Raw genomic sequence first — 12,493 nt, forward strand, 5'->3', positions numbered from 1 at the left:
AAAACCCCGCGGCTCACGCCGCGGGGTTTTGTCTTGCACCGCTCTCGCCGCTCAGTGCGCGAGGATCGCGAGCAGCAGCAGCGCCACGATGTTGGTGATCTTGATCATCGGGTTCACCGCGGGGCCGGCCGTGTCCTTGTAGGGATCGCCGACGGTGTCGCCGGTGACGGCGGACTTGTGGGCGTCAGAGCCCTTGCCACCAAAATGGCCGTCCTCGATGTACTTCTTGGCGTTGTCCCAGGCGCCGCCGCCCGAGGTCATGGAGATCGCGACGAACAGGCCCGTCACGATCACGCCGAGCAGCATCGCGCCCACCGCCGAGAACGCCGCCGACTTGCCGGCCGCACCGCCGCCCGCGATCGCGTAGATCACGAAGTAGACGACGATCGGCGACAGCACCGGCAGCAGCGACGGGATGATCATCTCCTTGATCGCCGCCTTGGTCAGCAGGTCGACCGCCTTGCCGTAGTCCGGCTTGTCGGTGCCCTGCATGATGCCGGGCTTCTCGCGGAACTGGCGACGGACCTCCTCGACGATCGCGCCGGCCGCGCGTCCCACCGCGGTCATGCCCATCGCGCCGAACAGGTACGGCAGGAGGCCACCGAACAGCAGGCCCACCACTACGTAGGGGTTGTTGAGCGAGAAGTCCGGATTGACGCCGGCGAAGTAGGTATGCTGCTGCGCGGACCCCGCGACGAAGAACTTGAGGTCCTGGTTGTAGGCCGCGAACAGCACCAGAGCGCCGAGACCGGCGGAGCCGATCGCGTAGCCCTTGGTCACCGCCTTGGTGGTGTTGCCGACCGCGTCGAGCGCGTCGGTCGACTTGCGGACTTCTTTCGGCAGACCCGCCATCTCGGCGATGCCGCCAGCGTTGTCTGTGACGGGGCCGAAGGCGTCGAGCGCGACGATCATGCCGGCCAGCGCCAGCATGGTCGCAGTCGCGATCGCGATGCCGAACAGGCCGGCAAGGCTGTAGGTGACGAGGATGCCGGCGATGATGACGAGCGCGGGTAGCGCGGTCGCCTCCATCGAGACGGCGAGGCCCTGGATCACGTTGGTGCCGTGGCCGGTCACCGAGGCCTGGGCGATCGACTTCACCGGACGATAGTCGGTGCCGGTGTAGTACTCGGTGATCCAGATGATCAGCGCGGTGACGACGAGGCCGACCACGCCGCATTCGAACAGCGCCGCGCCGGTATAGTCGACGCCGTCGAGCTTACCGAAGCCGATCAGGTAGTAGATCACGCCGGCGATGCCGATCAGCGACAGGATACCGGTTGCGATCAGGCCCTTATAGAGCGCGCCCATGATCGACTGGCTCGGCCCGAGCTTCACGAAGAAGGTGCCGATGATCGAGGTGATGATGCAGATGCCGCCGATCGCGAGCGGCAGCGTCATCATGTTGGCGAGGATCGGCGTCTTGGCGAAGAAGATCGCCGCCAGCACCATGGTGGCGACCGCGGTCACCGCATAGGTCTCGAACAGGTCAGCGGCCATGCCGGCGCAGTCGCCGACGTTATCGCCGACGTTATCGGCGATGGTCGCCGGGTTGCGTGGATCATCCTCCGGGATGCCGGCCTCGACCTTGCCGACGAGGTCGCCGCCGACGTCCGCACCCTTGGTGAAGATGCCGCCGCCGAGACGGGCGAAGATCGAGATCAGCGAGGCGCCGAAGCCGAGCGCCACCATGGCGTCCACGACGGTGCGGCTGTCCGGCGCCAGCTTCAGCGAATAGGTCAGGAAGCCGAAGTAAAGCGTCACGCCCAAGAGCGCGAGGCCGGCCACCAGAAGGCCGGTGATCGCGCCCGCCTTGAAGGCGAGCTCGAGGCCGCCCGCCAGCGAGGTCGTGGCGGCTTGTGCGGTGCGCACATTGGCGCGGACCGAGACGTTCATGCCGATGAAGCCGGCCGCCCCCGACAGGATGGCGCCGATGGCGAAACCGATCGCGACATAGACCCCGAGGAAATAGGCAAGCAGCAGGAAGATGACGATGCCGACCAGGCCGATCGTGCTGTACTGACGCCGCAGGTAGGCCTGTGCGCCTTCGCGCACCGCTCCCGCGATCTCCTGCATGCGCGGTGACCCCGCATCCGCACCCAACACCGAAGACGTCGCCCAGATCGCGTAGACGACGGAAAGCACTCCGCAGAGCACTATCAACCATAATGCTGTCATGTGATTTTTTGCCTCAGATCCTTGATGTACCCCCGGCGCCTTTGTTTTTCCGTCGTGCAGTGCGGCGCCTTTATGTTGAACAGGGCCGCCCCTTGCTCGAAGGGATGGCCCTAATCGGTCGCAAGCTTGCCAAAATCAAATTGATGGTGCAACGCCGGAAGCGGCGGAAAACGTCGATCTCGGCGGGTATTTAGGGCCTAGACGCCCGCTTCGCGGAAATGCCCGCAAGCGGCTCTTCGACATACCGACGAGGGCCAGTCCTCCTGCCACCGCCTCAGGCCGCGGGCCTTACGGGATGACGGGACGTTGACGCCATTTCCAAGGTCCGCCCGTCGGCTGTTGTGCGTCGGGTCAAGATCTTGATCTCGTAGACGCCGCCATTGGGTCCGGCCTCCTGCGTCACCGAAACGACCTCCTCGCGTGTGAGGGCACCGAGCTGCACATCCTGGCCGGGCAGGACGAGCGTCGCCAGCTCATTGACGAACACCACCACAAGATGGCCTTTCGGCATGTTGTTCTTCGACAACAGGCGCAACTGGCCGTGATAAGGCTGCCGGCTCCAGGCCGACGGCAGGCCGGGATCAACCACGAGGTGGATGTTGTTGGTCTGGGGATGCACGGTGAGCACCATCTTCGACTGATCGGGCTTCCATTGCATGGACATCGCCGACTCGGTTCTCGAGAGACAATTGAACACCGCGCACTCGCTCGGCAGATTGTCGTGGATCGTGCAGCCCCGGCCGGGCTTGCAATGCGAGCACCACTTGCCGGGGGCTTGCCGAGGCGGGCTCGAATTCAGAAGTGGCTGTAGGACAGCCGCTTCAGCGCAAGTTCCTTGCCCTGGCCGTCAAGGAAACGCGGCCGCCCGGAGCCTTCGACGATCGTTCCGATGGCCGTGACCGCAAGGCCCACCGCCCGCCCCGCCGCAAGCAACGCGTCGCTGTGCGTGGCCGGAACGGTGCACAGGACCTCGTAGTCGTCGCCCCCGGCAAGCAGCGTCGCGACGCCAACGGCGTTGCGCGCAACCAGGCCTGCTGCCGCCGCGGACAGCGGCACACTCGCGACATCGATCGTCGCGGAGACGCCCGATGCCGCGCAGAGCTTTGTCAGATCGCCGGCAAGCCCGTCGGAGACATCCATCGCCGAGGTCGCATGGTCGCGGACGGCCTGCGCCAGCGCATTGCGCGGCTGCGGCACGCGATAGCGCGAGACCAGCATCTCCCGGGCGCGCGGATTGGAGGCCAGCGCCTTGGCGGCCGCCCCGCCCTTGAGAACGTCGAGGCCGAGCACGGCGTCGCCGATCGTCCCCGTCACCAGGATGCGGTCGCCCGGCCGAGCGCCGGTGCGCCCGACCATCCGTCCCTGCGGAACACGACCGAAGGCGGTGATCGAGATCATCTGCGGCCCCGGCGTCGACACCGTGTCGCCGCCGAGCAGCGGGCATGCAAAGCTCCTCGCATCCTCGCCAAGCGCATCCGCGAACGGCCTCAGCCAGGCATCCTCCTTGCTGCGCAGCGCCAGCGTCAGCACGAAGCCGGCCGGCACCGCGCCCTTGGCGGCAAGATCGGACAGGTTCACCCGCAGCGCCTTGCGCGCGATGGCGCCAGGCGGATCATCGGCAAGATAATGCACGCCCTCGACCACGGCGTCGGTGGTGACGACGATGTCCTCGCCGGACGACCGCAGGATGGCGGCGTCATCGACCAGGCCGAACGCGCCGGGATCAGTCGCCAGCGGCTTGAAATAGCGCGCGATGAGGGAGTCTTCGCCGGAGGGATTGTGCGAGGTCGTCATCGATGTCAGCCCCAACCACCGGTGTCGTCGCCCGGCTTGACCGGGTGATCCAGTACGCCGAGACGCCTGATGTCAACTACCGCTGCCGCGGCGTGCTGGATCACCCGCTCTCGCGGGTGATGACAGCGGAATGTATAACTACCCCCGCCCGAACTCGTCACCGCGAAACTGGCGGCCGATCTGGTCGAGCACCGCGTTCACCATGCCGGTCTCCTCGCGATCGACGAAGGCATTGGCGACGTCGACATATTCGGAGACCACGACGCGCCCCGGCACGTCCTTGCGATGCTGGAGCTCGTAGGCCCCCGCCCGCAGCACCGCGCGCAAAATCGCCTCGATGCGCTTGAGCGGCCAGCCCTTCGACAGTGCCTCGTCGATCAGGGGATCGAGCTTCTTCTGGTCGCGCACGACGCCCGAGACGACGTCGCGGAAGAACGCCGCTTCGGCCGGCAGGTACTTGTCGCCCTCGACCTCGTTGCCGAGCCAGTGGCTTTCGAACTCGGCGAAGATGTCGTTGATGCCGGCGCCCGCAATGTCCATCTGGTACAGCGCCTGGACGGCTGCGAGCCGCGCGGCACCGCGCCGGTTCGCCTTCTTCTCCAGCCCGCCGGCCTGCTTTTTGCCGTTGTCAGCCATGTGTCAGGCCCGCGCCAGGCGACGTTTGATGCGCAGCATGGCCAGTGCGGCCCGCGCGGCATCGCCGCCCTTGTTCAGTTCGCTTGCGCGCGCCCGCGCCCACGCCTGCGCCTCGGTGTTGACGGTGAGGATGCCATTGCCGAGCGGCAGCTTTCGCGAAACCGCGAGGTCCATCAGCGCGCGGGAGGACTCTTGCGAGACGATCTCGAAATGGATGGTGTCGCCGCGGATGACGCAGCCGAGCGCGATCGCCGCGTCATACGGCTTGCCGTTGGCTGCCGCGGCGTCGACGGCGATTGCCACGGCTGCAGGGATCTCCAGCGCGCCGGGAACCGTGATCACGTCATGGGTCACGCCCGCCGCCTTCAGCTCGGCAACCGCGCCTTCCAAGAGCGCATCCTGGAGATCGTCATAGAACCGCGCCTCGACGATCAGCGCGCGCGCGCCGGAAATGTCGGTCTGGTCCTTCAGGGGTGCGCGACGCGCGTCTGCCATCATAAACCTGCTTTGTCACTGCCGGGCTCGACCCGGCAATCCATCGGGTCAAGACCTCTTAAGAGGATGGATGCGCGGGTCAAGCCCGCGCATGACGATCTTTAGTCACCATCACTTCATTTCCGTCAGCCGCGCCGCATAGCGGGCCATCAGGTCGACCTCGATATTCACCTCGGCTCCCGCCTTCCAGCCGCCAATGGTCGTGACGGTCAGGGTGTGCGGGATGATCAGCACCGAAAAGGTCACGTCGGCCACCGTATTGATCGTCAGCGATACGCCGTCGAGCGTGATCGAGCCCTTGGTGGCAATGAACCGCGCCAGCTCACGCGTGGTGCTAAGCTCGAACCGCGCCATGTCGGGCAGGTCCTCGCGGCTGACGATGGTCGCGATCCCGTCGGCATGGCCGGCGACGATGTGGCCGCCAAGTTCGTCGCCGATCTTCAGCGCGCGCTCGAGGTTGAGCCTTGTGCCGACCTTCCAGTGCTTCGCCGTGGTCAGCGCCAGCGTCTCGGCGGCGGCGTCGACATCGAACCAGGTTTTATCGCCCTCGACGCCGGAAGCGACTACCGTCAGGCAGACGCCGTTGCAGGCGATCGAGGCACCGTCGGCGATGGTCGCGCGATCGTAGCGGCAGGCGATGCGCAGGCGATGCAGCTGCCCCTGTGCGGTCGGCGTCAGGCTGACGATCTCGCCGATATCGGTGACAATGCCGGTGAACATTCTATGCGCGCTCGTAGATGGTGAGAGTATCCTTGTCGAATGTCTCGCTAGCATGAACGCGAAACACCTGCGACTGCGTGATTTTCGACAGGGGCAATGCATCGAGCGCATCGACGCCGGCCTCGCCAATATCTTCCGCTCCGCGGAACAGCCAGACCTCGTCGACGAGATCGGCCGCGACGAACGAAGCCGCAACCCGGCTGCCGCCCTCGACCATCAGCCGTGTGATCCCCTTCTCCGCCAACGTTTGCAGCACGGCCGGCAGATCGAGCCCCGTCGCGTTGCCGGGCGGCACGCGGATGATCTGCGCCCCGCCCGCACCGAGGCGTGTCGCCGCGGCGGCTTCCGCAAGCTCCGAGCCGACCACCCAGAGCGCCGTCTCGCGCGCGGTAAGGACGAGCTGGCTCGATGCCGGAATCCGCAGGCTCTGATCGAGCACCACGCGCACCGGCGAGCGCGCGGCCATGCCCGGCAGGCGGCAGGTGAGCAGCGGATCATCCGCCAGCACCGTGCCGATGCCGACCAGGATGGCGTCGCTCTGCGCGCGGAGCAGATGCACGCGGTTACGCGCCGCCTGTCCCGTGATCACCACCGGCTTGCCGCCGGCCGCACCGATCTTGCCGTCGGGCGAGACCGCGAGCTTCAGGATCACATGCGGACGCTTGTCACGGATACGGCGGAAATGTCCCGCGTGGTCGAACGCGGCCTCCGCCGCGCACAGGCCCACGTCCACAGCGATGCCGGCCGCACGCAACCGCGCATGACCCTGGCCCGCGACTTCAGGATTGGGATCCTCGATCGCCGCCACCACCCGCTTGATGCCGGCCGCGATCACCGCGTCCGCGCAGGGCGGTGACTTGCCGAAATGCGAGCACGGCTCGAGCGTGACGTAGAGCGTGGCGCCGCGCGCCGCCTCGCCTGCGCGGCGAAGGGCCTCGGGCTCCGCATGCGGCCGCCCGCCGGGCTGCGTCCAGCCGCGGCCGACGATGACGCCATCCCTGACGATGACGGCGCCGACGGCCGGGTTCGGCCAAGTGCGCCCCTGCCCGCGCCGGCCGAGCGAAAGCGCAAGCTGCATGAAGCGTCGATCGGCGTCCTTGGACTCGCGCGCCTTCTGCGCGAACTGATCTTCCAGGATGCGGAAGATCATTTGCGGATCGCGGCGAGCCGCGCTTCCTCCTCACCGGAGAGCTCGCCGAGCACGTCGGCGAAATCCTTGGCCTCGCGGAAATTGCGATAGACCGAGGCGAAGCGCACATAGGCGACGTCGTCGAGCGTGCGCAGATGCTCCATCACGGTCTCGCCGATCACCTCGGAGGAGATTTCGGCCTCGCCGCCGGTCTCGAGCTCGCGCACGATGGTGGAGACCATCTTCTCGACCCGCTCCGGCTCGACCTGCCGCTTGCGCAGCGATATCTGCACCGAGCGCATCAGCTTGTCGCGGTCGAACGGCACGCGGCGGCCATTCCGCTTGATCACGGTGAGCTCGCGCAGTTGCACGCGCTCGAAGGTCGTGAAGCGGAAATTGCAGGCGACGCATACGCGCCGCCTGCGGATCACGGAAGAGTCCTCGGTCGGACGCGAGTCCTTTACCTGCGTATCGAGACTGTTGCAGTTCGGACAGCGCATCCTCTTGGCCCAGCCTTACTGATAGATCGGGAACCGATCGGTGAGCGCCTTGACCCGTTCCTTGATCGCGGCTTCCACCAGCGGCGCCTTGCCGTCGGAGGACTGCGCGATCGCGTTCAAAACCTCGGCGATCATGCCGCCGACCTGCTGGAATTCGGCGACGCCGAAGCCGCGGGTGGTCGCAGCCGGCGTGCCCAGACGCAGGCCCGAAGTCACGAAGGGCGTCTCGGGATCGAAGGGAATGCCGTTCTTGTTGCAGGTGATGGCCGCGCGGACCAGCGCCTTCTCCGAGACGTTGCCCTTCAGGCCCTTCGGCCTGAGGTCGACGAGCATCAGATGGTTGTCGGTGCCGCCGGAGACAATATCGAGCCCGTGGCTCTTCAGCGTCTCGGCCAGCGCCTTGGCGTTCTCGACGACGTTCTTGGCGTAGACCTTGAAGTCCGGACGCAACGCCTCGCCGAAGGCGACCGCCTTCGCCGCGATCACATGCATCAGCGGGCCGCCCTGGAGGCCCGGGAAGATCGCCGAGTTGAGCTTCTTGGTCAGCGTCTCGTCGTTCCACAGCATCAGGCCGCCGCGCGGACCGCGCAGCGACTTGTGCGTCGTGGTCGTTGTGACGTGAGCATACGGCACGGGCGAAGCGTGCACGCCGCCGGCGACGAGGCCGGCGAAGTGCGCCATGTCGACCAGCAGATACGCGCCGACGCTATCCGCGATCTCGCGGAAGCGCTTGAAGTCCCAGGCGCGCGAATAGGCCGAGCCGCCGGCGATGATCAGCTTCGGCTTGATCTGCTCGGCCTGCTTGGCCACCGCATCCATGTCGATGACCTGGTCCTCGCGGCGCACGGTGTAGTGCGCGGCCTTGAACCACTTGCCGCTCATGTTGACGGGCGAGCCGTGGGTGAGATGGCCGCCGGCCGCGAGATCGAGGCCCATGAAGGTGTCGCCGGGCTGCATCAGCGCCAGAAACACTGCCTGGTTCATCTGGCTGCCGGAGTTCGGCTGCACGTTGGCGAAGTTCGCCCCGAACAGTTTTTTCGCGCGATCGATCGCGAGGTTCTCGGCGACGTCAACCCATTCACAACCGCCATAGTAGCGCGCGCCCGGATAGCCCTCCGCGTATTTGTTGGTCATCACCGAACCCTGCGCTTCCAGCACGGCACGGCTGACGATGTTCTCGGAGGCGATCAGCTCGACCTCATGGCGCTGCCGGCCGAGCTCGCCCTTGATGGCGGCGGCGATTTCCGGGTCGGCCTGCTCGAGCGAGGCGGTGAAAAACGAATCGGGCGCAGAGGCGGTTTTGGCGGAAGTCATCTTGCGAATATCTCCACCGCCGCAGCCGTTTGGCGGGCTACGGGCGGGTCTGGTGTGGCGATCGGAAGCGGCGAGCGCGATCTACCACATCGCCCGTCCCCGGCCAAGCATTTGCGGGTCCGGGGCGATATTTATGCAAGATATGGTGGGGATTGCGGGATTTTGGAACGCCGGCGGCCCTCAGAGAATTGCGGGCGCGCCAACCATCCAGGAAGGGCCGCTTCGGACCATTTAGCCCCGCACGGGGGCGCCGACCCTGCCCTACAGCCCGGTATACCCCGCCTTCACGGGATCGATACTGCCGTCGAGCTGATGCAAATAGGTGAGGCCGCAGACGGTCAACCTGTGGGTGTCCTTTTCGCCGGCTTCCATCAACGTGTTGAGGTAAATCGTCACCTTCGCCCTCGCCTCCTCGCTGGCCGCCGTGGTGCGGTTGGCGAGCAGGTCATAGGTCTTCATGATGCGATCGATGGCAGCTTCCATGGCACCCTCTGGTTCTTCCGGATTTTGGGAGTCTTGATCAGGCAAACGCTTTGGCCTCGGACTGGTCCTCGAACCTGGCGATGGCCTTGTTGGCCAGCCTGATCTTGTTGAATTCGCCGTGCTGGAGCAGCTTGATGATGATCGCGAGCAGGCGTTCGTTGGTGACGAGCGTGTCGGGCATCGCGCCGGAGCGGCGAAGGTAGTTCGCGGCGATGGCGTAGGCCTCGCTCACGAGTTCCACATTCATCACGCCCAGTCCGCGCTCGACCAGCATCGTCATCCTCCGATCCGGAAGAGATAAGCACCGAGCGGGGAACTCGTTCCGTCGGGTGGCGAGCTTTTTTCGCGACTGCAAAAAGACAAAACGCACCGGTCCGGGCAGAGCCGGGCCGGCGCGATTGGGGAAGTTAGGCACGTTCGGGAGGCTTGCCGGTCTTACTGTGGGCCGGCTTGGCCTTGATCCCTCTGAAAGAACTCAGAGCCGATACAGGATCTGGTCGGTCCAGAACCGCTCGAGGCGGTGCAGCGACTTGTTGAGCGTGGAGAACTCCTCGCCCGAGATGCCGCCGACCTGCTCCACCGTCTTGACGTGCTTCTGGTAGAGCGCATCGACGATGCGGCGGACTTCCTGGCCCTGCGGGGTCAGGCGGATGCGCACCGAGCGGCGATCAACGCGCGAGCGCTGATGATCGAGGAAGCCGAGCTCGACCAGCTTCTTCAGATTGTAGGAGACGTTGGAGCCGAGATAGTAGCCGCGCGTGCGCAGCTCGCCCGCGGTCAGCTCCTTGTCGCCGATGTTGTAGAGCAAGAGCGCCTGCACCGAGTTGATGTCGGCGCGGCCACGGCGATCGAACTCGTCCTTGATCACGTCGAGGAGACGACGATGCAGCCGCTCCACCAGAGTCAATGCTTCCAGATAGAGCGACTGCACCGAGCCCTGTTGGCCGGCGACGCGCTCTGCGGTATCTGCCGCAGTTGCGACGGCTTTCATCATGACACTTCCCCTGTTGTCGTTTTTATCGACACTTATTCGACGAAACTTTTGTCCCGCCTGATAGGTGCAACTTAAGGGGGCCGTTTGAAGATCAGCTTAAATAAGAGAATAAAGAGATCATGAATTTAAGACAGTGAATTGCGGATTAAGCCTGTGCAGCAAGGACTTTTTGCAACCGTCTGTTGACCGTCGCAAGGTCTTGTTCACCCTCCGTCCGCCGGTTCTGTCGCATTCCAGTACAGCCCTGCCCTGTTTCGAAACGAGCGCGTAACGGCTGTGGCGGAACGGGCTGGTCAATGAAAACTTACCGCAAATTTTAGGCAACCAACGATCAACCACGAACACGCGATGATCCTCACGTGTCACGGACACCTCGCAAGCTCCGAAGCGCTGCCACGCCGAGCCCGGACGCAGGTGCCACAAACGACATCGCGGAGAGATAGGCCCGGCTCTGCAGCGCACCACTGCGTGCTGCGCTGCGTCCGCGGCACGAGAGTGTGTGCGGATGCCAGTTGCAGTCGCTACGGCGGCCGCTCGCGCGCGGCCATCCAGGCGAGCGCGAGATAGGCGGCGAGCATGAAGACCTCCACGCCGACCACGATCAGGCTGCCGCCGTAGATTCCGGGAAACATCAGCTCGATCACCGCCATCGACACTACGGTCGTCAGCCACACCACCGCGCCCCAGGGCGTAGCTAACCAGAGGCCGACAGCGGCGACGAGCTCGATCACGGCGAAGTAGACGGTCGCCGCCTGCCAGGCCATCGACTGGTTCTCGAACGCCTCGTCCTCACCGCCGACGAAGCCTGTGACCTGCGCCCAGTGGTAGAGGCCCTTGAGGATCGAGAGCAGCGCCATCACGCGCAGAAACAGCACAAGCCGGCGCGTCCAGACGTTCTCGTCGGACTCGGAGCGCTCCGACGAGATCGCCGCCACCGACATTGCCTTATCCCGGGCATTGTCTCTGGTATTGTCCCGGGCGCTGTCGCGGGCGGCATCGCGGGTTGATATCTCGGACATGGCCCCCTTCTGGCTGCTTTGCCCCGCAAAATCAATCGGCTGCCATCAACTTGCGGCAGGTCAAGCCGCGGTGACGGGAACCACGCAAGCTGGTATAAGAATAATTCCTGCCGGAGGAAGAGTAATGGCGATCAAATACGGACGTCCGATCGAATTGCGCGAGGTCGCGCGCCCTGGCGCAGTCGCCTCCCCCGCCCTCGATCTGACCGTCCGCCCGCGCCGCAACCGCAAGGCCGAATGGGCCCGGCGCATGGTGCGCGAGAACGTGCTCACCACCGACGACCTGATCTGGCCGCTGTTCCTGATCGACGGCAGCAACAAGCGCGAGGCGATTGCCTCGATGCCGGGCGTCGACCGCCTCAGCGTCGACCAGGCCGTGCGCGAGGCCGACCGCGCCATGAAGCTCACCATCCCCTGCATCGCGCTGTTTCCCTACACCGATCCGTCCTTGCGCGACGAAGAGGGATCGGAAGCCACCAACCCGAACAATCTGGTCTGCCAGGCGGTGCGCGCGATCAAGAAGGAATTTCCCGATCTCGGCATTCTCTGCGACGTCGCGCTCGATCCCTTCACCAGCCACGGCCATGACGGCCTGATCGCCGACGGCAAGATCCTGAACGACGAGACGGTCGCGGTGCTGGTGCGTCAAGCACTGGTGCAGGCCGAGGCCGGCTGCGACATCATCGCGCCCTCCGACATGATGGACGGACGCGTCGCCGCGATCCGCGAGGGGCTGGACCGCGCAGGCCTGCTCGACGTGCAGATCATGGCCTATGCCGCGAAATACGCCTCCGCCTTCTACGGCCCGTTCCGCGACGCCATCGGCTCGGCGAAGACGCTGACCGGCGACAAGCGCACCTACCAGATGGACAGCGCCAACACCGATGAAGCACTGCGCGAGGTCGAGCTCGACATCGCCGAAGGCGCCGACATGGTGATGGTGAAGCCCGGCATGCCCTATCTCGACGTGGTGCGCCGCGTAAAGGACACGTTTGCGATGCCGACCTTCGCCTATCAGGTCTCCGGCGAATACGCGATGATCGCGGCTGCCGCAAACAACGGCTGGCTCGACGGCGATCGTGCGATGATGGAGAGCCTTTTGGCCTTCAAGCGCGCCGGCGCCGACGGCGTGCTGAGCTACTTCGCGCCGAAGGCCGCGGAGAAGCTGCGGGCGCAGTAATTGCAGGGTGGGCAAAGCGACGCGTGCCCACCAACTCTGCGCGCATAACGGCAA

14 protein-coding genes are annotated in these 12,493 nt (G+C 65.4%); 1 reads left to right on the forward strand and 13 read right to left on the reverse strand.

Features of this window, described 5'->3' with window-relative positions; all coding sequences use genetic code 11:
* Positions 1–51: 51 nt before the first annotated feature.
* The 13 genes from AYJ54_RS45020 to AYJ54_RS45080 all read right to left on the reverse strand — a co-directional run bounded on the left by AYJ54_RS45020 (position 52) and on the right by AYJ54_RS45080 (position 11,259).
* On the reverse strand, positions 52–2,175 hold the full coding sequence (locus AYJ54_RS45020) for a sodium-translocating pyrophosphatase (protein WP_063708902.1): 2,124 nt from the start codon (positions 2,173–2,175) through the stop codon (positions 52–54).
* Between the two features lie 274 nt (positions 2,176–2,449).
* Complete coding sequence (locus AYJ54_RS45025; RefSeq protein ID WP_201724339.1) at positions 2,450–2,839, reverse strand: hypothetical protein; 390 nt, start codon at positions 2,837–2,839, stop codon at positions 2,450–2,452.
* Positions 2,840–2,970: 131 nt separating this feature from the next.
* Positions 2,971–3,969 carry a thiamine-phosphate kinase gene (thiL, locus tag AYJ54_RS45030; RefSeq protein ID WP_063708903.1) on the reverse strand — a complete coding sequence of 333 codons (999 nt, stop codon included), beginning with the start codon at positions 3,967–3,969 and terminating at the stop codon, positions 2,971–2,973.
* 138 nt (positions 3,970–4,107) lie between these two features.
* Positions 4,108–4,605, reverse strand: a complete 498-nt coding sequence (gene nusB / locus AYJ54_RS45035) for a transcription antitermination factor NusB (protein ID WP_063708904.1) — start codon at positions 4,603–4,605, stop codon at positions 4,108–4,110.
* A gap of 3 nt (positions 4,606–4,608) precedes the next feature.
* A complete protein-coding gene (gene ribH, locus AYJ54_RS45040) occupies positions 4,609–5,100 on the reverse strand; it encodes a 6,7-dimethyl-8-ribityllumazine synthase (protein ID WP_063708974.1) in 492 nt (163 codons plus the stop codon).
* Between the two features lie 111 nt (positions 5,101–5,211).
* Entirely contained in the window at positions 5,212–5,820 is a 609-nt protein-coding gene (locus AYJ54_RS45045; RefSeq protein WP_063708905.1) for a riboflavin synthase, read from the reverse strand.
* A gap of 1 nt (position 5,821) precedes the next feature.
* On the reverse strand, positions 5,822–6,970 hold the full coding sequence (gene ribD / locus AYJ54_RS45050; protein WP_063708906.1) for a bifunctional diaminohydroxyphosphoribosylaminopyrimidine deaminase/5-amino-6-(5-phosphoribosylamino)uracil reductase RibD: 1,149 nt from the start codon (positions 6,968–6,970) through the stop codon (positions 5,822–5,824).
* Complete coding sequence (nrdR, locus tag AYJ54_RS45055) at positions 6,967–7,449, reverse strand: transcriptional regulator NrdR (RefSeq protein ID WP_011087793.1); 483 nt, start codon at positions 7,447–7,449, stop codon at positions 6,967–6,969. Before nrdR ends, ribD begins: the two co-directional genes overlap by 4 nt.
* 15 nt (positions 7,450–7,464) lie before the next feature.
* On the reverse strand, positions 7,465–8,763 hold the full coding sequence (glyA, locus tag AYJ54_RS45060; RefSeq protein WP_063708907.1) for a serine hydroxymethyltransferase: 1,299 nt from the start codon (positions 8,761–8,763) through the stop codon (positions 7,465–7,467).
* A gap of 261 nt (positions 8,764–9,024) precedes the next feature.
* Positions 9,025–9,246 (reverse strand): hypothetical protein, encoded by a 222-nt coding sequence (locus AYJ54_RS45065; RefSeq protein ID WP_063708908.1) that lies wholly within the window; start codon positions 9,244–9,246, stop codon positions 9,025–9,027.
* Between the two features lie 37 nt (positions 9,247–9,283).
* Positions 9,284–9,520, reverse strand: a complete 237-nt coding sequence (locus AYJ54_RS45070; protein WP_063708975.1) for a hypothetical protein — start codon at positions 9,518–9,520, stop codon at positions 9,284–9,286.
* Positions 9,521–9,721: 201 nt separating this feature from the next.
* Complete coding sequence (gene ldtR, locus AYJ54_RS45075; protein ID WP_027522899.1) at positions 9,722–10,240, reverse strand: transcriptional regulator LdtR; 519 nt, start codon at positions 10,238–10,240, stop codon at positions 9,722–9,724.
* Between the two features lie 521 nt (positions 10,241–10,761).
* Positions 10,762–11,259 (reverse strand): DUF6163 family protein, encoded by a 498-nt coding sequence (locus AYJ54_RS45080; RefSeq protein ID WP_063708909.1) that lies wholly within the window; start codon positions 11,257–11,259, stop codon positions 10,762–10,764.
* A 124-nt stretch (positions 11,260–11,383) separates the two neighbouring features.
* Between AYJ54_RS45080 and hemB the strand changes: the two genes are divergently transcribed.
* Positions 11,384–12,439, forward strand: a complete 1,056-nt coding sequence (hemB, locus tag AYJ54_RS45085) for a porphobilinogen synthase (protein WP_063708910.1) — start codon at positions 11,384–11,386, stop codon at positions 12,437–12,439.
* Positions 12,440–12,493: the final 54 nt, after the last annotated feature.

Source organism: Bradyrhizobium centrolobii (assembly GCF_001641635.1).
In the GTDB taxonomy this organism is placed as follows: domain Bacteria; phylum Pseudomonadota; class Alphaproteobacteria; order Rhizobiales; family Xanthobacteraceae; genus Bradyrhizobium; species Bradyrhizobium centrolobii.